Raw genomic sequence first — 22897 nt, 5'->3', positions numbered from 1 at the left:
CGTGTTCGCAGCCGACCTTATTGGGGAAGCGACCCAGGGTGGGAAACATCGGAGCCCAGCGATTCCTTCCGGCGGACATCAGCCTGCCCGCGCTCAGGGAGGCCGCACGACACTGCGAGGGCTGCGACCTCTACCGCGCCGCCACGCAGACGGTCTTCGGCGAGGGCGTTCTCGACGCACGGTTCATGCTGGTCGGCGAGCAGCCGGGCGACCAGGAGGACCGCGAGGGCGCGCCGTTCGTCGGGCCCGCGGGGCGCATGCTCGACAAGGCGCTCGAAGAGGCGGGCATCGAACGCGAGGCGGTGTACGTGACCAACGCGGTCAAGCACTTCAAGTACGAGCCGCGCGGCAAGCGCAGAATCCACCAGAAGCCCACCGTGGGAGAGATCAACGCCTGCCGGCCCTGGCTCGAGGCCGAGATGCGCCTGGTGGACCCGGAGGTGACGGTGGTGCTGGGGGCCACGGCCGCCCGGGCCCTGCTGGGCCCGGACTTCCGCGTCACCAGGCACCGGGGAGAGCCGGTCCCCCGGCGCGAGGGGGCGTACTACGTGGCGACGATCCACCCCTCGGCGATCCTGCGCGCGCCCGACCGGGACGAGGCGTACTCCGGCTTCCTCGCCGATCTCACGGTCGCGGCCAGGCTGCCCTGATCGGAGCTGCTCTCATCGGAGCTGGGGGGACCTCAGGGGGCGAGACGCTCCAGCGTCCAGGTTCCGCCGGTCCGGCGATAGCGGAGCCGGTCGTGCATGCGGTCGGTCTGGCCCTGCCAGAACTCGACCTCCGCCGGCACCACCCGGAATCCGCCCCAGAAGTCCGGCAGCGGCGGGTCCTGCGGCCAGCGCTCGGCCAGCTCCCGGAACCTGGCGTCGAGCTGCTCCCTCGACTCCACGACCGCCGACTGACGGGAGGCCCACGCGCCGATGCGGGAGCCGTACGGGCGAGAGTGGAAGTAGGCGGCGCTGTCCTCGCGCGGGAGCCGTACGACGGAGCCCTCCACGCGGACCTGCCGCCTGATGGGATGCCACGGGAACAGCAGGCAGGCCCGCGGGTTCTCACCGAGGTCGCGGCCCTTGCGAGACTCGTAGTTGGTGAAGAAGACGAACCCGCGCTCGTCGAAGCCCTTGAGGAGGACGGTGCGGGCGGAGGGACGGCCACCGGCGGAGCTGGTGGCGACGACCATGGCGTTCGGTTCGGGCAGGCCCGCGGCGACCGCGTCCGCGAACCACAGCGCGAACTGCGTCACCGGGTCGGCGGCCATACCGGATTCGAGCAGGGGCTCACCTTCATAGCTGTGCCGGAGCCCGGGGAGGTGCGAAGCGCTGTCCACGGAAAGGTATTCTCGCGTGCTCGGCATACGTCTCGCTCGGTGGCCCCTACCAGGGAGAACCCCGTTGGGTAGGGCCGGGGGCGCGACACTCGGGCGCTGCGGGTTAAATTGACCCGCCGGTATCTCGACATCAAGGCTCTGGACTTCACAAGAGAGGGAGGCGGCCGAGAATGTCCGACTTCAAACCCGGGCTCGAAGGCGTGGTGGCGTTCGAGACCGAGATCGCGGAACCGGACAAAGAAGGGGGCGCCCTGCGATACCGGGGCGTCGACATCGAAGAGCTCGTGGGCAACGTCTCCTATGGACACGTCTGGGGCCTGCTCGTCGACAACACGTTCCAGCCGGGCCTGCCCCCGGCGGAGCCGTACCCACTTCCCGTCCATTCCGGCGACATCCGAGTAGACGTACAGAGCGCGCTGGCCATGCTCGCGCCTTCGTACGGCTTCCGCCCGCTGCTCGACATCGACGACGACCAGGCCCGCGACGATCTCGCACGCGCCTCGGTGACCGCTCTGTCGTTCGTCGCGCAGTCAGCTCGTGGCCTGGGCCTGCCCATGGTCCCGCAGAAGCGCGTCGACGAGGCCGAGAGCATCGTCGAGCGCTTCATGGTCCGCTGGCGCGGTGAGCCCGATCCCAAGCACGTGAAGGCCATCGACGCCTACTGGACGTCGGCCGCGGAGCACGGCATGAACGCCTCGACGTTCACCGCCCGCGTGATCGCCTCCACGGGCGCCGACGTGGCGGCCGCCCTGTCGGGCGCGGTCGGCGCGATGTCCGGCCCGCTGCACGGCGGCGCGCCCGCGCGGGTGCTGCACATGATCGAGGGCGTCGAGAAGATGGGTGACGCCCGCAAGTACGTCCAGAGCGAGCTGGACCAGGGCCAGCGGCTCATGGGCTTCGGCCACCGTGTCTACCGGGCCGAGGACCCGCGCGCCCGCGTGCTGCGCCGTACGGCCAAGGAGCTGGGCGCGCCGCGCTACGAGGTCGCCGCCGCGCTGGAGACCGCCGCGCTCGAGGAGCTGCACGCCCGCAAGCCGGACCGGGTCCTCGCGACCAACGTGGAGTACTGGGCCGCGGTGGTCCTCGACTTCGCCGAGGTGCCGTCGAACATGTTCACCTCGATGTTCACCTGCGCCCGGACCGCCGGCTGGGCCGCCCACATCCTGGAGCAGAAGCGCACGGGCAGGCTGGTCCGCCCCAGCGCCGACTACGTGGGCCCGAAGCAGCGCTCCATCAACGAGGTGCCCGGCGCCGCCGAGGTCGTCGGCAAGGTCTGAGCCTCGGCGCGGGTCGTGGCCCTGCGGCGTGCCACAAGCTCCGAGAGGCCGCCGGGCCCGCCCGCGCACCGTCAGAACCCGTGACGGCCCGCCCCTTTCCGGGGGCGGGCCGTTTCCGCGTCACCGGGCGCCCCCGCGTCACCGGCCAGGGCCGGCGGCGTCCTTGCGCGGGCTCACGGACGGTCTCGCGGACGGGTGAGCGGACGAGACCGCCGCCGGGGCGTTCCGGGCCGCGCGCTCCCCGGCGTCCCCGTCGAGGTTCCGGCAGATCTCCTTGGTGTCCTCGGGCTCGGTGGTCGCCAGGCGCCCGCAGCGCTCCGCGACCTCGGACCTGCCGGAGTCGTTCACCTTGAGGATCGCGATGGTCTTGTTCTCGGGCTCGTGGGCGGCGGCGCCGAAGGAGATCACCCCGCCCGAACCGTTCCACCTGTCGCGCGGGGAGACGAGGGAGATCTGGTAGAGCACGTCTCCCCTGCTGGGCAGCCCGCCCCGATAGGCCGCGTTGACGCGCTCGTAGAAGAGCTTCACGGCGTCGTAGCTGAGGATGAGGTTGTCGTCGGACTCCTTCGCGTGCCGGCCGCTCAGCAGGCTCTGCACGAAGCCCGTCGGCGCCGCGGCGCCGTCGCGCCACAGCTCACGGCTCGCCAGCGCCGCGTAGTAGACCTGGACGCGCCGGTAGTCGCCGATCACCGCGCCGCTGTTGGCCACCGCCTTGATGACGTCGTCGCCCGCGAGGACCTTGATCGGCTCCTTGCCGCAGTCCTTGCCCTCGACGTAGCGCAGGAAGTCGAGGAAGTCGGCCGCGCGCCCCGCGTAGAGGAGCAGGTCGGGCCCGTGTCCGCAGGCCCGGCTCACCGCCAGGTCCATGCCCGTTCCCCGGTCCTTGTACGCGACGCGGTCGCCGACCGTGATCCCCACCTCGCGGGCCTCGTCCGCGTAGTCGGCGGCGAGGTTGTTCGTGTAGTTGTCGTCGTCCGTCTGGTCCTGGACGACCACCGCGGACGGCTTGGGCACACCGCCGAGGAGCCGGTCGCGGGCGAACCTGGCGGCCAGCCGCGCCTGCCGCTGGTTCGACGGCCCCAGGCGGAACACGTACGGGGAGGGGTAGCCGGACCCGGACCGGGCGGGGTCGTCCGACAGGTATCCGAGCCGGTCGGCGGTCGCGGTGGTCACCAGCATCGGGATCTTCGCCGCGTCCAGCGTCCGGATGGCCTCCTCGACGCCGCCGACGCTGCGCTGGAAACCGATCACCCCGAGCACCCGGGGGTCCTCGGCCGCCATCTCGCTGACCAGCTCCGCCGTACGCCGCCCCTGGCCGAAGTTCGTGCCGGCGTTGGCCACCAGCACCTGGAGGCGGGGCGCGCCGGAGACGCCGCGCTGGTACTCCTCCACGGCCGTCAGCTCCGCCCGGGCCCCGACGAACGCGCTGTCGCTCTGATCCTGCGCGACGGAGTACTCGCCGAACAGCACCACGCTCACGTACGTCCCGGCCTCCCTGGCCAGGGCGTTGTTGCGGTCGATCCGGGCGACGAGCCTCGTCAGCTCGTCCGACGGGAAGAGCCCGTCCGGGGTGGTCCCGTCGGCGTTCACGACGCCCACGCACTCCTTGTCGACGCGCTCGACCCAGGACAGGCCGCCGCAGTGCGCGTTCCGGTCCTGCTGGATGCGCCCGAGCAGGACGACAGGACCGATGACCAGCAGCGCCATCACGCACCAGTAGCCGATCGCCCGCATCCGGCTGCCCAGCAGGTGCGGCCGGTAGTCGTCGTCCAGCGGGATCGCGGGCGCGCTGACCATCAGCCGCAGCGGCGGCACCCGCCGCCGCGCCGCCGTCCGCCACGCCGCCACCAGTGCGGACAGGTCCGACAGCCGGCCCGCGGTGACCGGCCGGCTGCCCGGGGCGAACGACTCGGGCACCGCGGCCAGCACCAGGAGCGGCGGCAGCAGCCCGGTCTCCTCGACCGTCTCCTCCAACGTGCGCAGTAACCGCTCGTTGACGTCGCCGGACCACCGCGCGTCGAGGACCAGCATCGCGTACAGGCCGCGCCCCCAGCTCGGCCACGGGATCAGCCACTTCTGGTAGGCCTGGCGCAGGTCCCGGCACAACGCGTGGACGAGCAGTCGCTCGACCTCCGCCTCACTCGCGTTGGCGACGCGCAGCGCGTACTTCGCCAGGCGCTCGAAGGGCTTCCTGCTCAGGTAGGGCTGCTTCCTGAACCAGCCGTTGAAGAGGGACCCCCTGATCGAGAGCATGGCCTGGATCAACGTGCCGACGACGGCGACGAGCACGCCGAGCGCCCACGGGATCAGGCCGACCAGGTCGGAGGCGCCGCCGAGCCCCCAGGCGGCGAGCGTGCCCACCGGCACCCAGGTGGTGGCCGCGCGGCCGAGGAAGTCCGCCGCGGTCCTGCGCCCCCGGTCGCCGCCGTACCTGCCCCTGCGCCAGTCCCTGAGCCGCTCCTTGAACTCCTCCTGACCGGTACGCGACTGCGGGTCGGGCGGCCAGATCCGGCCCGGCACGTCGACCGGCTCCCCGGGAGGCGGCTCCTCGCGCTGGCGCCGCGCCCACAGCACGAACTGGACGAGCGGGAACCGCGGCGGGGGCAGGAACGAGCCGCCGACGGGCATGCCGAGCTGGCCGCGCTCCCCTGCCAGCGCCGCGACGAGCTCACGCAGCGTGTCGTACTCCCCCGCCCTGACCGTGGCCTGCGGGAGGGAGTCCTCGAACGGCGCGGCGAGCCGCCGGGCCGCGTCGAAGGCGCCGCCGTCGCGGCCGACCACGAGAACGAGGGGCAGGAGGCGGTCGGAGCGCCAGAAGAACGGCCTGCGAACCAGTGCCTCGATGACGGCGTGCGGGTCGGCCACGCGGATGTCTCCCGGGGGGGTGGAGTCCGTTCTTGAGGTGGTGCGTGATCTTAAAACGAGACCATGATGTCTCACCATCCGGACCATGGTCTAGAGCATCCGCAGGTCTCACTACGCTTGAACCGTGGCTGACATCGTGATTCCCGCTGACATCAAGCCCGCCGACGGCCGCTTCGGCTGCGGGCCCTCGAAGGTACGCCCCGAGCAGCTCGCCGCTCTCGCCGACGCCGGGGCGAAGGTGATGGGCACCTCCCACCGGCAGAAGCCGGTGAAGAACCTCGTCGCCCGCGTCCGCGCCGGGCTCACCGACCTGTTCTCCCTCCCCGAGGGATACGAGGTCGTGCTGGGCAACGGCGGCACCACGGCGTTCTGGGACATCGCGTCCTTCGGGCTGATCCGGGAGAAGTCGCAGCACCTGAACTTCGGGGAGTTCTCCTCGAAGTTCGCGACGGTCGCGAAGAAGGCCCCCTGGCTCGCCGATCCGTCGGTGATCAAGTCGGAGCCGGGCAGCCACCCGCTGCCGGTCGCCGAGGAGGGCGTGGACGTCTACGCGCTCACCCACAACGAGACCTCCACCGGCGTCGCGATGCCCATCAAGCGGCCGACCAGCGGTGGCGCGGACGACGAGTCGCTCGTCCTCGTGGACGCCACCAGCGGCGCCGGCGGCCTGCCGGTCTCCGCCGAGGAGTTCGACGTCTACTACTTCGCCCCGCAGAAGAGCTTCGCCTCCGACGGCGGCCTGTGGATCGCGCTGTTCTCGCCGAAGGCGCTCGCCCGGGTGACGGAGATCGCCGAGAGCGGCCGGTTCGTGCCCGAGTTCTTCAGCCTGCCGACCGCGATCGACAACTCGGTCAAGGACCAGACGTACAACACCCCGGCGGTCGCCACGCTGTTCCTGCTGGCCGACCAGATCGACTGGATGAACACCCAGGGCGGCCTCGCCTGGACCACCGGCCGGTCGGCCGACTCCGCCTCGCGGCTGTACACCTGGGCCGAGAAGACGTCGTACACCACGCCGTTCGTGGCCGACCCGGCGCAGCGCTCCAACGTCGTCGGGACCATCGACTTCGACGACGCCGTGGACGCCGCGGCGGTCGCGAAGGTGCTGCGGGCCAACGGCATCGTGGACACCGAGCCCTACCGCAAGCTCGGCCGCAACCAGCTGCGGATCGCGATGTTCCCGGCGGTCGACCCCGCCGACATCGAGGCGCTGACCTCCTGCGTCGACTACGTGGTCGAGCGTCTCTAGTGGTTCCACGGCGGCCGCCTCTCCGGCGGCCGCCGATCTCGCCGACGGTCTCAGGACCGTCGGCTTTTTCGTTTTTCGGTCCTGTGCCGGGGTGCGGCAGCCGTTCGCGCGTCAGGTCGTGCGGCGGCGTAGCAGCCAGGCGGCGATCACGCCGCCGATGAGGCCGAACAGGTGGCCCTGCCAGGAGACACCCGGCTGGGTGGGCAGGGCCCCCCACAGGATCGAGTAGTACAGCACGGCGACCACGACGCCGAGCACGATGTCGAGGGCCCGGCGGTCGAACAACCCCCGGGCCACCACATAACCGAAATATCCGAAGACGAGGCCGCTCGCGCCGATCGTCAGCGTGTCCGGCGGGCTGGTGAACCACACGCCCAGCCCGCTGACCAGGATGATGACCAGGCTCGCCGCGAGGAACCTGCCGATCCCCCTGATGGCGGCCACGAATCCCAGGATCAGCAGCGGCACCGAGTTCGCCATCAGATGACCGAACCCGGCGTGCAGGAACGGCGCGAACAGGATCCCGGGCAGGCCGTCCGGCTCGTGGGCGAGGATGCCGTACCTGTCGAGCCGTCCGTTCTCCACGTAGTCGACGATCTCGATCGCCCACATCGCCGCCACGAGCACGATCATCAGGATCGCGCTGCCGAGGGCGCCGGTGAGCAGCGCGGACGTCCGCTCCCGCATCGACCGGCCCGGCCGGGGGAGCCCGGGCCCGGGATCACTCATGGCTTCACCGTACGCAGTCCCGCTCACGAACGAGCGGACTGCCCCGATCCGCCCGGATCATGCCATCGGGTTGCCAGGAGAGGCGGGCGGCTGTATTAATAAATGAACAGTCATTTATAAATGAGGAGGGACCGGTGGCGGGACGTCCCCGTGGAGTGGACGATTCGGTGATCCTGCGTGCGGCGGCCGAGGTGATCGGCCGGGTGGGTCCCGCGGGGCTGACCCTCGCCGCGGTCGCCGACGAGGTGGGGCTCGTGCCCGGCACCCTCGTGCAGCGTTTCGGGTCCAAGCGCGGCCTGCTGGTGGCGCTGGCGCGGCAGTCCGCGCACGAGGCGGAGGCACACCACGAGCGGCTGCGGCAGGGGCGCCCCTCCCCGCTGGCGGCGCTGGTGGCGCTGGCCGAGGAGTCGATGTCCCTCATGGACACCCCGGAGCGCTTCGCCAATCACCTGGCGTTCCTGTGCATGGATCTCACCGATCCGCAGCTGCGCGAGTACGCCCTGGCCATCCACGAGGCGCAGCGAAGGGCGATCCTGGCCCTGCTCGACGAGGCGGTGGCCGAAGGAGAGCTGCGGGTCGGCACCGACACCGCCGCGCTCGCCGGGTCCGTCCAGGCGCTGATCGCCGGCACCGGCCTGACCTGGGCTCTCGACCGGCAGGACACGCTGCCGGAGCGGCTCCGGCGGGCGGTCACCGCCCTCCTCTCTCCTCATACCCGTTCGAAGGAGATGTCTTGAACGACAGACAGCCGCTCGCCGGGAAGGTCGCCCTGGTCGCGGGAGGCACGCGGGGCGGCGGCCGCGGGATCGCCGTCGAACTCGGGGCCGCGGGCGCCACGGTCTACGTCACCGGCCGCAGCAGCACGGCGGGCCGCTCCGACCTGGACCGTCCCGAGACCATCGAGGAGACCGCCGCGCGGGTCACCGCGGCCGGCGGCACCGGCATCGCGGTGCGCACCGACCACAGCGACCCCGAGGAGGTGCGCGCCCTGGCCGACCGGGTCGCCGCCGAGCAGGACGGTCGGCTCGACGTCCTGGTCAACTCGGTGTGGGGCGGCGACGCGCTGACCGACTGGGAGCATCCCCTGTGGGAGCAGGACCTCGACACCGGCCTGCGACTGCTGCGCCGGGCGGTGGAGACCCACATCGTCACGAGCCGGTTCGCGCTTCCGCTGATGGTCGCCCGCCGGAGCGGCCTGGTCGTGGAGGTCACCGACGGCGACACCGCCCGCTATCGCGGCTCGTTCTTCTACGACATCGCCAAGTCCACCGTGATCCGCCTGGCCGTGGCGCAGGCGGCGGAGCTCAAGCCGTACGGCGTCGCGGCCGTCGCCGTCACGCCGGGCTTTCTGCGCTCGGAAGCCATGCTGGAGCACTTCGGCGTGACCGAGGCCAGCTGGCGTGACGGTGCACGCAAGGACCCGCACTTCGCCCACTCCGAGACCCCCGCCTACCTGGGACGGGCCGTCGCCGCCCTGGCCGCGGACCCCGGCGTCATGGCCAAGACCGGACGTGCCCTGGCCACCTGGGGGCTGTACAAGGAGTACGGCTTCACCGACGCGGACGGCACCCAGCCGGACTGGGCCGCGCACTGGGCCGACGTCCTGGAGGAGGAGCACGGCCCCCTCGGCGACCCGCTCTGACCTGGCCTCGCTCTCGCCCGCCGGAGGCGGGAGCGATTCCGTCGAGCGCCTCCTCGCCTGCGCTGAGCCGCGCTACGGCTTCGTCAGTGCGACGGCGTGGGGGTCGGAGGGGTGGACGACGTTGCGGTCGGCGTGGCGGTCGGAGGAGCGGTCGGCGTGGGGGTCGGAGGGGTGGACGACGTTGCGGTCGGCGTTGCCGTCGGAGGAGCCGACGGCGTGGGGGTCGGAGGGATGGATGGCGTTGCGGTCGGCGTGGCGGTCGGCGAGGTCGTGACGACCTCGGGCACGCTGGTCGCCATCAGCCTGCTCTCGGAGGTGACCCTTACGAAGTACTCCGAAGAGAGCTCGCACGTGAGGACCACCGGGCCGGGCGTGTCCAGCTTGGCTGTGACGAAGAAGGCGAGCAGGATGCCGCCGTCCGACTTACTGGAGCCGGACTGCCGCGGCAGCGCGGAGGTGACGCCCGTGGGTGTGCTGACCTCGCAGGTGGCGGTCTGGCTCCCGGGAGACGGGGCGACGATCTTGGTGTTGACGCTGGCCTGGATTACGTAGTCTCCCGCGGGCACCTGGGGGATCCGCACCACCTCGACCCGCGTTCCCCTCTCGTAGGTGGGGCTCTTCTGGGCGATGTAGGTCTGCCCGTAGGTGGCGCCCGGCTCGCCCTTGTCCCCCTTGGGACCCTGCGGGCCGGTCGCACCCTGGGGGCCGGTCGCGCCCTGCGGGCCTTCAGGGCCTTCAGGGCCGGCGACGTTCCAGGTGACCGTCCGCTCGCCGGGGCGGCACACCGACGCGGGCGCCGTGGCGGTGGGAGTGGGAGTGGGCGCGGCGATCCCCGCGAATCCGGCCTGGCCCGGCTCCAGTGTTGCGGCCATTCGCATCACGCCGTCGGTTCCCACGCAGGCGACGATCGACGAGGTCGTCGCCGCCGTCGTGGCCACGGCGATTCCCCCGCCGCCCACGAGCAGCCCCGCCACCGCCCCGGCCGCCAGCCAGGTCCCACGTCCTGTTCCCAGATTCATCTGTCTCCCCTTCGTGATGATCTTCACAAGGGAAGGTAGGCGGGCGGACCGGGGCTCCGCGTCACCAGAGCGGCCGATGCGCCGTCCGCCATGCGGGTTAGGGCAGCGGCCCAGCCGGACCCCGACACTACCCCGAGGTCCCGCCCGCGGCGGGGACACGCCGGGGACACCTGTCCCGGGAACCGTCCCGAGTCCGCACGGCGACGCTGCCGACGCCCCCGGACATGACTTGGGGCGCCCCTGCGCGGAGCGCCCCGAGCGGCCTTACGACGCGAGGGTTACTCGCCCTTCCAGACGGGGGCGCGCTTCTCGGCGAAGGCCGCCGCGCCCTCCATCGCGTCCTTCGAGGTGAAGACCGGGCTCACGATCTCACCCTGCTTGCGGAACATCTCGTCGAGCGACCAGTCGGCCGACTCGACGATGACCCGCTTGGTCGCGGCGAGCGCCAGCGGCGCGTTCGCGGCGATCGTGCGGGCCAGTTCGAGCGCGCCGTTGAGCGCCTCGCCCGGGTACGTGATCCGGTTGACCAGCCCCAGCTCGTACAGCCGGGCGGCCGGGTAGTGATCGCCGGTCAGGGCGATCTCCATGGCGACGTGGTAGGGGATCCGGCGTGGCAGCCGCATGATCCCGCCCGCGCCGGCCACCAGGCCGCGCTTGGGCTCCGGCAGGCCGAACTTGGCCTCCTCTGACGCCACGATGATGTCGCACGACAGCGCCAGCTCGAAACCGCCGGCCAGCGCGTACCCCTCGACCGCGGCGAGGATCGGCTTCTTCGGCGGCGCCTCGGTGATGCCGCCGAAGCCCCGGCCCTCGACCACCGGCATGTCCCCGGTGAGGAAGCCCTTCAGGTCCATGCCTGCCGAGAACGTGCCGCCGGCCCCGGTGAGGACGATCGCGGACACGTCGGGGCTTTCGTCCAGCTCGTCCAGGGCGGCCGCGATGCCGCGCGCCACCGCGCCGTTCACGGCGTTCCTGGCCTTGGGCCGGTTGATGGTGACGACGGCCACGCCGCCGTCGACGATCTCTACGAGTACCTCGTCCGGCTCAGCGGCCGGCCCGGAGTTCACCTCGGACACCTGACCTCACTCGGCTTACTTGGGCTGGAAGCGGATGCCGCCGTCGAAACGGATGACCTCGCCGTTCATGTAGTCGTTCTCGATCAGCGCACGCACCAGGTGGCCGAACTCGGCGGCCTTGCCGAGCCGCTTGGGGAACGCCACCGGCCCGATGAGCTTGGCCTTGAACTCCTCGGCGTTCTTGTCGCCGATCTTCCCGTAGATCGGGGTGTCGATGATGCCCGGGGCGATGGTCAGCACGCGGACGCCGATGGCCGCGAGGTCGCGGGCCGCGGGGAGGGTCATGCCGATGATGCCGCCCTTGGACGCGGAGTACGCCACCTGGCCCGTCTGGCCCTCGATGCCGGCGACCGACGCGGTGTTGATGACGACGCCGCGGGCGCCGTCCTCGTCCGCCGGCTCGGTCTTGGCCATGGCCGCCGCGCCGATGCGCATGAGGTTGAAGGTGCCGATCAGGTTGACGTCGATCACCTTGCGGTAGGACGCCAGGTCGTGCGGCGAGCCGTCCCGTCCGACGGTGCGCTGCGCCCAGCCGATGCCGGCGCTGCTGATCACGGCGCGCAACGGCTTGCCGGTGGCGACCGCCGCCTCCACCGCGGCCTGCACCGACGCCTCGTCGGACACGTCGGTGTGGGCGAACACGCCGCCGATCTCGTCGGCCAGCGCCTTGCCGCGCTCCGTGTTCAGGTCGGCCACGACCACGGTCGCGCCGACACGGGCCAGCTCGCGGGCCGAGGCCTCGCCGAGGCCGCTGGCACCGCCCGAGATGATTGCTGCTGCTCCGTTCAGATCCATAGCCGGACCTTAACGCGCGAACCGAATGAAGTTCTACTCGGGGTGCTGCAAAATCGCGGTATCGACGTCGGGGTAGACCTTGATCCGCCGGTCCAGGCCGGTCGTGCGCAGGATGCGGGCCACCGGAGGCTGTGGCGAGGCGAGGGACACCCCGCCGCCCTCGCTCGTGGCAAGCCGCCAGGCCTCGATGAGCACGCTGAGCCCGCTGGAGTCCATGAACGACAGCGCGCCGAGGTCCAGCACGAGCGTCGGGCCGTCGTCGCGTATGGCGTCCCGTATCTCATCACGTAGGAACGGGGCCGTGAACAGGTCGAGCTCCCCCTCCACGGCCACCACCACGGCGTTGGAAAGCGATTGGCGCGCGAGCCGCAGCTTCATCGTCGGGACCTCCTCAGCTCCGGCCCACTTTACTTATCCATCACCCCGGCTGAGCAGGGACAGCGAAGCCGTAGGGAAGTTCCAGCCGGTGCGCGGCGAGCAACCGCTCGTCGGCGAGCAGCGCGTGCGTCGTCCCGTCGGCCGCGATCACCCCCTCGGACATGATGAGCGAACGCTCGCACAGCTCCAGCGCGTACGGCAGGTCGTGGGTGACCATCAGCACGGTCACGTCCAGGCTCTTCAGGATCTCGGCCAGCTCGCGGCGGGACGCCGGGTCGAGATTGGACGACGGCTCGTCGAGGACGAGGATCTCCGGCTCCATCGCCAGCACCGTGGCCACAGCCACCCGGCGGCGCTGGCCGAAGGACAGGTGGTGCGGCGGCCGGTCGATCGCGTCCAGCATGCCGACCCGCTCCAGCGCGTCGCGCACGCGGCGGTCGAGTTCCGCGCCGCGCAGCCCGAGGTTGGCCGGGCCGAAGGCGACGTCCTCCCGTACGGTCGGCATGAAGAGCTGGTCGTCCGGATCCTGGAACACCAGCCCGACCCGGCGGCGGATCTCCCGCAGGGTGTCCGCGCGCACGGGAAGCCCGGCCACCTCCACCGTCCCGTGCCCGGCCGCGAGGATGCCGTTGAGGTGCATGACGAGCGTGGTCTTGCCCGCGCCGTTCGGGCCGAGCAGGGCGACCCGCTCCCCCCGCTCGATCGTCAGGTCCACGCCGTACAACGCCTGCGTCCCGTCGGGGTAGGCGTACGCGAGCCTGCTCACCGTGAGCGAAGGGCTGCCGGAGGTCATGTCGTGCTCCACGCCAGTAGGGCCGTCATCGCGGCGAGGCAAGGCAGCATGCCCGCCACCGCCCAGTCTCGCCCAGTCGCCGATATATCCCTAATCGTCGGCATCTCGCCCGTGTAGCCGCGGCTCAGCATGGCGAGGTGGACCCGCTCCCCCCGCTCGTACGAGCGGATGAACAGGGCGCCCGCCGACTTCGCCAGCACGGAGGCCTGCCTGAGGTCCCGGGCGACGAATCCCCGCGACTCCCTGGCGATCCGCATGCGCCGCATCTGGTCGAGGATCACGTCCAGGTAGCGCAGCATGAACGTCGCGATCTGCACGAGCAGCCGGGGCAGCCGCAACCGCTCGGCACCGAGCAGCATCATGCGGGGCTCGGTCGTGGCCGCCAGCAGGATCGAGGCGACCACGCCCAGCGAGGCCTTGGCCAGGATGTTCCAGGCCGCCCACAGGCCAGGGGCGCTCAACGACAGGCCGAGCACCTGGACCCGCTCACCCGTGCCGATCAGCGGAATCGCCAGCGCGAACAGCACGAACGGCACCTCGATCGCCATGCGCCGCACGATCGCGCCCACCGGCACCCGGGCGGCGGCCGCCACGGCGGCCAGCAGCAGCGCGTCGACGGCGAACGCCCAGAAGCGCTCGCGCGGCGTGGCGACCACGAACACCGCGAACGCGACGACCGCCGCCAGCTTGCACTGGGGCGGCAGCCGGTGGACGGGCGTGTCGGCGGGCCGATAGATCGGGTGATGGTGCCCGGCGCTCACTTCGCACTCACAGTCTCATCATCGCCGACCCGCCCAGCCCAGCATGCGGGCAGGGCGCTCACGGCCTCATCGGCGCGGTGCTCATCGAGCTCATCGAACTCGAAGGACTCAGCGGACTCACTGGGCACTCGCGGGCGTCATCGAGTCGGCCGCGCGCCGGCGCCTGCGGATGACGTAGAACACACCGCCTCCGGCCACGACCGTCAGCCCGACGCCCGCCACCCCGGCCAGGCCGCCGGACATCCGCTGGTTCTCCACGCCCTTGACGCTGTATCCGGCCAGCGGGCCGTCCTCCGCCGCGTGCGGCTTCTCCTGCGCGCTCAGGCCCTTATCGGCCGCCACCTTCTCCAGCCCGTCGGGGGCGCTGGAGGCGTAGAACGAGACGACGCCGGCCAGCAACACGGCCACCAGCGCGCCGCCCACCAGGACCGGACGCAGGCCGATCCCGGCCGAGGGAGCCTCCGGAGCCGCCGGCCCGACCTGAACATCCCCGTCGGCGGTGCGCAGCGTCAGCGCCCTGGTCATCCCGCGCGCGCCGTACACGAGATCGGGACGCACGGCCAGCACGCTGCTCACGGTGAGCGCGGTGACGAAGCCCTCGCCGAGCCCGATGAGCAGGTGCACACCGCCCATCGCGGCGGCCACCGAGCCCACCTCGATCGGCGCGGTGCCGCCGAGCCAGAACAGGGCCGTGAACACGAGCGCCGCCGCCGGGACGGAGACCAGCGCCGCCACGAACGACGCGGCCACCAGCGTCGCCCGCCCGCGCGGCCCGCCCCGGGTGATGAGCCGGAACACCGCCCAGCCGACGACCGCGGTCACGATCGCCATCAGCGTGATGTTGACGCCCAGCGCGGTCAGCCCGCCGTCGGCGAAGAAGAATCCTTGGACGAGCAGCACGACCGCGACGCACAACACGGCGGTGTACGGCCCGACGAGTATCGCCGCCAGGGCCCCGCCGAGCAGGTGACCGCTGGTGCCGGCCGCCACGGGGAAGTTGAGCATCTGCGCCGCGAAGATGAACGCGGCCACCAGGCCCGCCATGGGGGCGGTCCGGTCGTCGAGCTCCCGTTTGGCGCCCCGCAGGCAGACGGCCACCCCGGCGGCCGCGAAGACCCCGGCACCGACGGACACGGGGACGTCAAAGAACCCATCGGGCACGTGCACGGCTATAACCCCTTCGAAACGGGCGAATCTCCTCCCACTTTAGGGCACCGGGTTGTAGTTGCAAATGATTCGCAATTAGTGCCGCCGCAGGACCCTTACCATCCGCCTGACCACGGTCAATGGGGTCGCCACCCGCACCGACACGCTGAGCCGCCGGTTGACCGCCGTGGCGTACGGCCGGACGGTCCACTGCGCCACTCCCCATCTCAGCGCGCCGCACCACCACCGCAGGGGCCGGCCCAGCGCGTCCGCGTCGGCGACCTTGACCGGGAAGCGCACCGGAGGACCGCCGAGGACGAGTTCGAGGTAGGCGTCCCAGGTGCCGGGCCGCAGGCCGGCCGTCTCGGCCGCGAACTCCCGTGGCCCGACCGCCACCGCCCGCTCACGGTGCTCCCGCCCCGACGCCCGCTCGCGCCAGATCAGATGCCGTACGGCCGCGGCGGCGGCCTCCTCGCCCACCAGCGCCTGTCCCTCGACCCGCAGCCGCCTGCCCCGCCACCACGCCCGCGTCAGCCGTACGACGGCGGGGACCCGGACGACATGGCCCCCGGCGTCGAGGCCGAGGTGGCCGTGCGACCGGGTGAGGAAGGGCACCGCGACGACGCCGCCCACCAGATGGGCGGGTGGAACGCCGACTCCGGGTTCGCGGCGGGAGCCGAGCCGGGCGAGCCTGCGCGCGCCCTCGCACTCGACGGCCACGTGGACGTCCCATACTCCGGGCGGCAGCGCGGCCACGTCGAGCACGGCGGTGAAGGATCCGGCGGCGCCGGTCCCACCACGGGTCACGGAGGGCACGCGCTCCTCACGCGACATGCGCTCGCGCAACACCAGGCCCACGGTGCCGGTCAGCGGAGTGCCGGTCAGGGCAGTGCCAGTCAGCGCGGCGCCGGTCAACCCCGTGCTGTCCGCCACGCCGTCCGTGCCGGCGAGGGCGGCCCACCCTTCGATCACCAGGCGGTCGCCCCGCCACTCGACCCCGGTCAGCCGATGCCGCAGCGGCGCCGCCTCGACGAGCGCGAGCCGTACGAGCCGGTCGGGGTCGTCGAGCGCGGCGACGCGGGCGGCGTCCACGCCGTCGAGACCGGCGCGCACGCCCGGCGTCAGCCACTGACCGCAGATGTCGGCCACCTCGACGGCGATCTTCTCGCGTTCGGCCTCACCGGCCGCCAGGAACGGCACCCCGAGCTGGGCCAGCACGTCGCGGCGCAGGTGCCGCAGGAGCAGGCGGTCGCGCAGCGCGCCGGGCGGCACGTGCCGCACCATGACCTCGATGGGCGTGCGGACCACACGCAGCCAGCCGAGCGGATCCCGCGCGGACGCCTCACCCCCGCCCTCCGCGTGGTAGCAGTCCCCGTCCGCGACCACCGAGATCACCCGCGCGTGGCAGTACGCGTGGACGGCGAAGGTCATGTCCTCACCGCGCCGCTGCGTCTCGTCGAAGCGGATGGCGTGCCGTTCCAGGAAGTCCCGGCGGAAGAGCTTGAAGCAGGACAGATCATCGTAGACGGCCGTTAAGGACGCACTGTCGGCGCTCGCCCGCAATCCCTGGCGCGCCCCGGCGACCTTCCCCACGACGACGTCGGCACCGTTCCCGTCGGCCGCGGCGACCAGGCGGACCAGCGCGTCGGGGGCGAGGTGGTCCCCCGCGTCGCAGAAGAAGACGTATCTGCCGGCCGCTCGTTCCAGTCCGCGGTTGCGGGCGCCGCCGGGCGTGCCGGGCTGGGCGTCCCGGATCACGGTGATCAGCCGGGGGTGGTGCGCGGTGTAGAGGCCGAGCAGCGCACGGGTTCCGTCCCGCGAGCCGCCGTCGACCACGATGATCTCCTTGGCGACCCGCTGCACGAGCAGCGAGGTGAGGCAACGGTCGAGTGACGCCCGGCGGTTGTACGCCGGGACGACGACGCTTACGTCGATCCCCCGATCGGCGCGCTGGTCACTCTCCGTATCCATCGCCCTTCATTATGTGCCGACGACCCGCCCCACCCCGCCTTCGCCGCGCCGGGCGCGTCTCACCGCGTCTCACCGCGTTCACCGCTGTTCACCGCGGCTCACCACGTCCGCACGCGTACGGCTCTCGCACCCGGGCGACCGCCTCGTCCGTCGTGCCGCGCACCTCGAACCGCCCCGGCAGGCCGGCGACATGCAGATGGCGGGCCAGCCGCGGCGCGACCCCGGAAAGGACGAGCGCCCACCGGTCCGCCCCACTCGCAGCAGCAGGCGCGCCGGCCCGCCCCGCCGAGTCACAGAACCGCACGTCGCTCAGGTCGACGACGAGGTGGGCCGCGCCTGGCCGCCGAGGTCGGGGTGTCGACGACGGCGGTCTACACCCACTTCGCGCTCCTCCCGGCCGGGACCGGCGGCGGCCGACTGAGTGGCGGGTCCGGCGCGCGACGCGGCAGACTGAGCGCTCACCGAGTCACCGGGGGTTTCGCGTAGATGCGCACCGCGTTGTTCCCAGAGGGTTTCGTCTGGGGAGTGTCCACGTCCGCGTTCCAGATCGAGGGCGCCACCGACCGCGACGGCCGCGGCCCCTCCATCTGGGACGCCTTCGCGGGTGGGGCGTACGGCGACCCGGCCTGCGACCACTACGCGCGCCACCCGGAGGACGTCCGGCTGATGCAGGACCTGGGCATCGCCGCCTACCGGTTCTCGGTCAGCTGGCCACGGGTGCTGCCGGAGGGCCACGGCCGCGTCAACGGCCCGGGGCTCGACTTCTACGACAGGCTCGTGGACGAGTTGCTGGAGGCGGGCATCGCGCCGTACGCGACGCTGTACCACTGGGACCTGCCGCAGGCGCTGCAGGACGGCGGAGGGTGGACCTCGCGCGATGTGCCCCGCCACTTCGCCGACTACGCCCGCGTCGTGTACGACAGGATCGGCGACCGCGTGGACACCTGGTTCACGTTCAACGAGCCGTGGGTCGCCGCCTTCCTCGGCCACGGCTCGGGCGTGCACGCCCCCGGCCTGCGGTCGGCGTCCGACGCCTTCGTCAGCGCCCACCACATGCTGCTCGCGCACGGGCTCGGCCTGGAGGCGCTGCGCGCGCAGGGCGCCGCAAGGGCCGGCGTCGTGCTGAACCTCTCCCCCGTCCTCACCCCCGCACAGCTCGGGGACATGTCCACCGGCATCCCCGAAGAGGACGCCGAGGCGGTGGCGAGGATCGACGCCCTGCACAACCGGCAGTTCCTGGAGCCGCTGCTGCGCGGCCGCTACCCCGCCGAGCTGCTGCCCCTGATCGAGAAGACCGCCGGGCTCGGCCACATCCGCGACGGGGACCTCGACGTCATCGGGCGGCCCATCGACCTGCTGGGGGTCAACTACTACACCCCCATCGCGGTGCAGGCCCAGCCCAGCGCCCCGGCCGACCCGGCCTTCCCGGGCAGCGAGGGCGTCCTGTTCTGCAGCGTGCCCACGGCCGTCACCGCGATGGGCTGGCCCATCATGCCGAGCGGCCTGTCCCTGCTCCTGCGGCGCCTGTCCGAGGAGTATCCCGAGACCGAACTGATGATCACCGAGAACGGCGCCGACTTCGAGGACGTCGTGACCGGCGACGGCATCCACGACGTCGACCGGATCAGCTTCGTCGAGGAGCACCTGCGGGCCCTGCGGACCTCGATCGACGAGGGCGCCCGGGTTCGCGGCTACCTGCTGTGGTCGCTGCTCGACTGCGTCGAATGGGCGGACGGCTACCGGCGCAAGTTCGGCATCGTCCACGTCGACTTCACCACTCAGCGGCGGCTGCTCAAGGACAGCGCGCTGTGGTATCGCGACGTCATCATGCGCAACGGGCTCGGCGCGGAGCGGCCGAAGCGGCCCACTCTCGAGACCGTCGCCGCCCGCTCGGGCGTCTCCCGGGCCACGGTCTCGCGGGTCGTGAACGGGGAGGCGCGGGTCAGCCCCGATGTGCGCGCCGCGGTGCTGCGCGCCGTGCAGGAGCTGGGCTACGTGCCCAACGCCGCCGCCAGGAGCCTCGTCACCCGGCGGACCGACTCGGTCGCGCTCGTCCTGTCGGTCCCCCGGCACGGCGGCGAGGCGCTGACCTCCGCCGTCGTTCAGTACGTCACCAGCGTCCTGGAAGGAGCCGGCAAGCAGATCACCCTCATGCTCGCCGACACGGCCGAGAGCCATCGGCGCATCATCCGGCACGTGGAGGCCCGGCAGGTCGACGGGGTCGTGCTCGTCCCCCCGGACGGCCCGGACACGCTCACCGAGCGGCTCGCCCGCACCGGGGTGCCGGTCGTGCTGCTCGGCAAGCCCGCGATCGCCTCCCTCGTGCCGCACGTGGACGTGGACAACGCGGGCGGCGCGAGGGAGGCGACCCGGCACCTTCTCGACCGGGGCCGCCGCCGCATCGGGGTGATCTGCGGCCCCATGGACCTGGTCGCCGTACAGGACCGCCTCGCCGGGCACCTGGCCACGCTCCACGAGGACGGACTGCGGCCGGTGATCGCGCTCGCCGGCCTGGACAGCGGGTCGGGCGCCGCCGCGGCACGCGAGCTGCTGTCCGGCGACCAGGACCTGGACGCCGTGTTCGCCACCTCGGACGAGCTGGCGATCGGCGCGCTGGAAGCGGCGCGTGAGAAGGGGCTGCGGGTGCCGGAAGACCTGGCGGTCGTCGGCTTCGGCGACATCCACGCCGCCTCCTGCACGACCCCGGCGCTCACCACCGTCCGGGTGCCCGCCGCGGACCAGGCCCTGGCCCTGGCGCGACTGCTCCTGTCCCGCCTCGACGGCCGCCACACCAGCTCCGTCGTCCTCCCCACACGCCTGGTGGTCCGCGCCACGACCTGACCCTCGCGGGCGGGACCGCTGCCAGGGGAGCGCAGGATGCCCGGCCCGGCCGGCTCCGTCCGTGTCAGGGTTGGGTGTCGAGCCACTCCTGGAAGGTGGGGCCGGCGAGCTTGGCGTGAGGGCTGGGCAGTAGGCCGCCGCCGGCGGCGTACTCGGCATCGGGCAGGCCGGGGTTGTCGACGCCGACGACCTTGATGCCCCGGCGGGCGCCGAGGAGCCCGGCCGCCTCGGACACGATCTCCTTGCGCGGGCCGGCGATCTCGGGGATCGGCGTTCCGGGAGCGGGCTGGGCGGGCGCGTCCGGGTCGGCGGCCAGGTCGACCAGCTCCTCGGCCACGGTGCGGCAGGCCACGAGCTGGCTGGGCCAGTTGGGGATGTAGGCGACCTCGCCCTGCTGCCAGTCCAGGAGCTGACCGACGAATTCGTGGAACTGCGCGGCCCGCAGAACGCGAGCGGGCAGCGGGCCGGACAGGTTGAGCTCCTCGTGCACCTGCTTGGCGACGCCGAAACCGGCGGTGGCCTTGTCCATGCCGATGATGGATGCGATGGCGATCCGGCGGACTCCCGCCTTCCGGCCGGTCTCGTGCAGGTTGCGGGCCGACGTGCGGAAGAACTCCGTCGCCGCCTCCTGTTCCGAGGCGTGCCACGACGCGACGTCGATGATGACATCGACCCCCGTGAGCGCCTCGGCGAGGCCTTCACCGGTGATGACGTCCACGCCGACGGCTCGGGACATCGGAACGACCTGGTAGCCCCGTTCAGCGAGGACGTCGACGACGTGGCGTCCCAGCCGCCCGGTCGCTCCTGCCACCGCGAACTTGTCGATGCTCACGTTCAATGCCTTTCTTGAGTGCTGAATGGTTCGGCTGAGAGTCACTCGCTGTAGTTCCGGCCTGGAGGCATACCGGGGATCGGCTTGGCGATGAGCGCGGCGGGGGTGAAGAAGCCGATGTGGGCGATCGCCATGATGAGCGTCCAGAGCGCCTTGTCGTCGTAGTGGGCGGACACCTTGGCGTACAGCTCGTCGGGGACGCGCTCCCCGGACGGGTTCGGGGTGAGGACCGCCTCCACGAGCTCCAGCGCGACCCGTTCTGCGTCGGTGAAGTAGGTGGCGTCGCGCCAGGTGGCCACGGCGGTGATGCGCTCCTCCGACTCCCCGGCCTTGCGGAGGTTGCCGGTCTCCCGGATGGTGAAGTACGTGCTGCCGAGCAGCTGCCCGGCGCGCAGCTGCAGCAGGTGGATGGTGACCTGCGGAATCGAGCCGTTCTTGATGACCTTGTGCAGTCCTTCGCCGACCACCGCCATCTCGGGAACGAAGGGGAGGGGGTTGGGCATACGCGACCGGAGATCCTGCTGCTCGGTCGTCGTGCCGGTCGTGGGGGGTGTGGGCACGGCGATGCCTTCCCTTCTCTCGATCACGATTCGTGGTGTCGCGTGCCGCCCGGATCGTTCACGCGGCGCCCTGACGAACACGAGACGCCGGCGCCCCGACCCCTGTGACAACGCGGTCATGTGACGTGAGCCACCGATCATGGGTGTCACAGAACGGCGGGGACCGGCGTCTCGTGCGTGTGGCAGGGCTGGAAGCGAACAGGAGGAGCCGGGCATGAGCGAGCGCAGCGGACGAACCACGGACACAGCCGCGCCCCTCGATCGCGCCGACGCCGCCGACGCCGTGGATTCCGTGGATTCCGTGGATTCCGTGGGTTTCGCGGATTCCGCCACCGAGGCGTTCGTCGCCCACCGCAACCTGCTGTTCACCGTCGCCTACGAGATGCTCGGCTCGGCCGCCGACGCCGAGGACGTCCTGCAGGAGACCTGGCTCCGATGGGCGGGCGTCGATCTGGACACCGTGCGGGAGGAACGCGCCTTTCTGGTGCGGATCGTCACTCGGCAGGCGCTGGACCGGCTGCGTACGCTCAGCCGCCGCAGGGAGTCCTACGTCGGCCCCTGGCTGCCCGAGCCGCTGCTCACCACTCCCGACGTGGCCGAGGACGTCGAACTGGCCGACAGCGTCTCGATGGCGATGCTGCTGGTGCTGGAGACGCTCGCGCCGACCGAGCGGGCGGTGTTCGTGCTGCGCGAGGTCTTCGACCTGGACTACGACGAGATCGCCGAAGCCGTCGGCAAGAGCCAGGCCGCCGTCCGCCAGATCGCCCACCGGGCACGGGCGCACGTCGCCGCGCGCCGGCCCCGCGGCATGGCCTCCCCGGCAGAGACCCGAGCCGCACTCCAGGCCTTCCAGCGAGCGGTCGAAACCGGCGACCTGCAGAGCCTGCTCGACATCCTCGCGCCGGACGTCGTCGCCCTGAGCGACGGCGGCGGAATCAAACACGCCCTGCTTCGGCCCATCGTGGGGGTCGGCCAGGTGGCTCGCTTGCTGGCCGTCGGCTGGTGGCGGCGCGACGCCGACAGGTCGGTCGAGCCGGTACAGATCAACGGCGGCCCGGGGCTGCTCGTCCGGATCGACGGGGAGATCGACGGCGTCCTGGCGATGCGGCTCGAGAACGGCTACGTCACCGGCGTGTACCACGTGCGCAATCCCGAGAAGCTGTCGCATGTGGAGCGGGAGACCGCCGTGAGCCGCTGAGGCCGCCGTTCGCAAAGCTCGGCCTGCCATCGATCTTTCGCGCCGTACGGCATAGGTTGTCTGGTGTCGTCCCCCGGTGCGAAGGCAGGTCCTTGTGACTCAAGATCTCAGCCACGAGCGGTTCGAGACCCTCAAGCGTGAATTCGAGGCGATCGACGGCGACGGCGACGGCTTCATCACCGAGGCGGAGCTGCGGTCACACTTTCCCGACCTGCCGCCGGAGGCGATCGGCGCGCTCGACCGGGACGCCGACGTGGACGCCGACGGCCGGTTCTCTCTGGAGGAGTTCATCCGCCTGACCGGCGCCCGCGACTAGGGCGCGTATCGGGTTGTGATCAAGGGGTGGTCCGGGTGAGGTCTTTGATCCAGATCATCGCAGCGCGGAGGTGGAGGCCGGCGAGGTAGCTCGCAGGAGTCTTGTCGTAGCGGGTGGCGATT

21 protein-coding genes and 1 pseudogene are annotated in these 22897 nt (G+C 71.8%); 8 read left to right on the top strand and 14 right to left on the bottom strand.

The genetic code is table 11. From position 1 onward, the window contains the following. Positions 1-38: 38 nt before the first annotated feature. On the top strand, positions 39-650 hold the full coding sequence (locus tag FH610_RS40185) for a UdgX family uracil-DNA binding protein (protein ID WP_240809482.1): 612 nt from the start codon (positions 39-41) through the stop codon (positions 648-650). Positions 651-682: 32 nt separating this feature from the next. Here FH610_RS40185 and pdxH read toward each other — a convergent pair whose 3' ends face one another. Next, on the bottom strand, positions 683-1354 hold the full coding sequence (gene pdxH / locus FH610_RS40180) for a pyridoxamine 5'-phosphate oxidase (protein ID WP_139580488.1): 672 nt from the start codon (positions 1352-1354) through the stop codon (positions 683-685). A gap of 143 nt (positions 1355-1497) precedes the next feature. Between pdxH and FH610_RS40175 the strand changes: the two genes are divergently transcribed. Then, positions 1498-2604, top strand: coding sequence for a citrate synthase 2 (locus tag FH610_RS40175; RefSeq protein ID WP_139580487.1), 1107 nt, complete (start codon positions 1498-1500; stop codon positions 2602-2604). A 138-nt stretch (positions 2605-2742) separates the two neighbouring features. On the opposite strand, the gene FH610_RS40170 is transcribed toward FH610_RS40175, so the two are convergent. Further along, the gene (locus FH610_RS40170; protein ID WP_139580486.1) at positions 2743-5469 is read right to left on the bottom strand and encodes an ABC transporter substrate-binding protein; all 2727 of its coding nucleotides are present in this window, start codon (positions 5467-5469) and stop codon (positions 2743-2745) included. Positions 5470-5593: 124 nt separating this feature from the next. On the opposite strand from FH610_RS40170, the gene serC reads away from it, so the two are divergent. Continuing rightward, a complete protein-coding gene (serC, locus tag FH610_RS40165) occupies positions 5594-6718 on the top strand; it encodes a phosphoserine transaminase (protein ID WP_139580485.1) in 1125 nt (374 codons plus the stop codon). A gap of 111 nt (positions 6719-6829) precedes the next feature. On the opposite strand, the gene FH610_RS45785 is transcribed toward serC, so the two are convergent. Continuing rightward, the gene (locus FH610_RS45785; RefSeq protein WP_139580484.1) at positions 6830-7447 is read right to left on the bottom strand and encodes a rhomboid family intramembrane serine protease; all 618 of its coding nucleotides are present in this window, start codon (positions 7445-7447) and stop codon (positions 6830-6832) included. A 134-nt stretch (positions 7448-7581) separates the two neighbouring features. Here FH610_RS45785 and FH610_RS40155 point away from each other — a divergent pair, with 134 nt between their 5' ends. Together FH610_RS40155 and FH610_RS40150 are read left to right on the top strand one after the other, a co-directional pair. Beyond that, the gene (locus tag FH610_RS40155; protein ID WP_205826396.1) at positions 7582-8184 is read left to right on the top strand and encodes a TetR/AcrR family transcriptional regulator; all 603 of its coding nucleotides are present in this window, start codon (positions 7582-7584) and stop codon (positions 8182-8184) included. After that, entirely contained in the window at positions 8181-9089 is a 909-nt protein-coding gene (locus FH610_RS40150) for an SDR family oxidoreductase (RefSeq protein ID WP_139580482.1), read from the top strand. Before FH610_RS40155 ends, FH610_RS40150 begins: the two co-directional genes overlap by 4 nt. Positions 9090-9172: 83 nt before the next feature. Here the strand turns inward: FH610_RS40150 and FH610_RS43125 are convergent, their stop codons facing one another. From FH610_RS43125 to FH610_RS40100, 9 genes and pseudogenes are all read right to left on the bottom strand, one after another. Continuing rightward, positions 9173-10108 carry a collagen-like protein gene (locus tag FH610_RS43125; RefSeq protein WP_161628199.1) on the bottom strand — a complete coding sequence of 312 codons (936 nt, stop codon included), beginning with the start codon at positions 10106-10108 and terminating at the stop codon, positions 9173-9175. A gap of 278 nt (positions 10109-10386) precedes the next feature. Beyond that, the gene (locus FH610_RS40135) at positions 10387-11184 is read right to left on the bottom strand and encodes a crotonase/enoyl-CoA hydratase family protein (RefSeq protein ID WP_240809480.1); all 798 of its coding nucleotides are present in this window, start codon (positions 11182-11184) and stop codon (positions 10387-10389) included. 15 nt (positions 11185-11199) lie between these two features. Beyond that, complete coding sequence (locus FH610_RS40130; protein WP_139580479.1) at positions 11200-11979, bottom strand: SDR family NAD(P)-dependent oxidoreductase; 780 nt, start codon at positions 11977-11979, stop codon at positions 11200-11202. Between the two features lie 33 nt (positions 11980-12012). After that, positions 12013-12357: an STAS domain-containing protein gene (locus tag FH610_RS40125; protein WP_139580478.1), complete on the bottom strand. Its 345-nt coding sequence runs from the start codon at positions 12355-12357 to the stop codon at positions 12013-12015. A 40-nt stretch (positions 12358-12397) separates the two neighbouring features. Further along, a complete protein-coding gene (locus FH610_RS40120) occupies positions 12398-13150 on the bottom strand; it encodes an energy-coupling factor ABC transporter ATP-binding protein (protein WP_139580477.1) in 753 nt (250 codons plus the stop codon). Then, on the bottom strand, positions 13147-13911 hold the full coding sequence (gene cbiQ / locus FH610_RS40115; protein ID WP_139580476.1) for a cobalt ECF transporter T component CbiQ: 765 nt from the start codon (positions 13909-13911) through the stop codon (positions 13147-13149). Before cbiQ ends, FH610_RS40120 begins: the two co-directional genes overlap by 4 nt. A gap of 117 nt (positions 13912-14028) precedes the next feature. Further along, complete coding sequence (locus FH610_RS40110) at positions 14029-15078, bottom strand: energy-coupling factor ABC transporter permease (protein ID WP_139580475.1); 1050 nt, start codon at positions 15076-15078, stop codon at positions 14029-14031. A gap of 75 nt (positions 15079-15153) precedes the next feature. Continuing rightward, on the bottom strand, positions 15154-17028 hold the full coding sequence (locus FH610_RS40105) for a glycosyltransferase family 2 protein (protein ID WP_139580474.1): 1875 nt from the start codon (positions 17026-17028) through the stop codon (positions 15154-15156). Positions 17029-17116: 88 nt separating this feature from the next. Beyond that, positions 17117-17356: pseudogene (locus tag FH610_RS40100) on the bottom strand (STAS domain-containing protein); the annotation flags it as partial. Between the two features lie 158 nt (positions 17357-17514). On the opposite strand from FH610_RS40100, the gene FH610_RS45545 reads away from it, so the two are divergent. Then, a complete protein-coding gene (locus tag FH610_RS45545) occupies positions 17515-19869 on the top strand; it encodes a GH1 family beta-glucosidase (protein ID WP_139580472.1) in 2355 nt (784 codons plus the stop codon). Positions 19870-19933: 64 nt separating this feature from the next. On the opposite strand, the gene FH610_RS40090 is transcribed toward FH610_RS45545, so the two are convergent. Together FH610_RS40090 and FH610_RS40085 are read right to left on the bottom strand one after the other, a co-directional pair. After that, positions 19934-20701, bottom strand: coding sequence for an SDR family oxidoreductase (locus FH610_RS40090; RefSeq protein ID WP_139580471.1), 768 nt, complete (start codon positions 20699-20701; stop codon positions 19934-19936). A 41-nt stretch (positions 20702-20742) separates the two neighbouring features. Then, positions 20743-21288, bottom strand: a complete 546-nt coding sequence (locus FH610_RS40085) for a carboxymuconolactone decarboxylase family protein (protein WP_240809479.1) — start codon at positions 21286-21288, stop codon at positions 20743-20745. Positions 21289-21643: 355 nt separating this feature from the next. Here FH610_RS40085 and FH610_RS40080 point away from each other — a divergent pair, with 355 nt between their 5' ends. Both FH610_RS40080 and FH610_RS40075 read left to right on the top strand, forming a co-directional pair. After that, positions 21644-22459: an RNA polymerase sigma-70 factor gene (locus FH610_RS40080; RefSeq protein ID WP_240809484.1), complete on the top strand. Its 816-nt coding sequence runs from the start codon at positions 21644-21646 to the stop codon at positions 22457-22459. A gap of 94 nt (positions 22460-22553) precedes the next feature. Then, positions 22554-22775: an EF-hand domain-containing protein gene (locus FH610_RS40075; protein WP_139580469.1), complete on the top strand. Its 222-nt coding sequence runs from the start codon at positions 22554-22556 to the stop codon at positions 22773-22775. Positions 22776-22897 lie beyond the last annotated feature (122 nt).

It is taken from the genome of Microbispora catharanthi (assembly GCF_006334915.2).
In the GTDB taxonomy this organism is placed as follows: Bacteria; Actinomycetota; Actinomycetes; order Streptosporangiales; family Streptosporangiaceae; genus Microbispora; species Microbispora catharanthi.
This window is presented reverse-complemented; position numbering and strand designations above follow the sequence as displayed.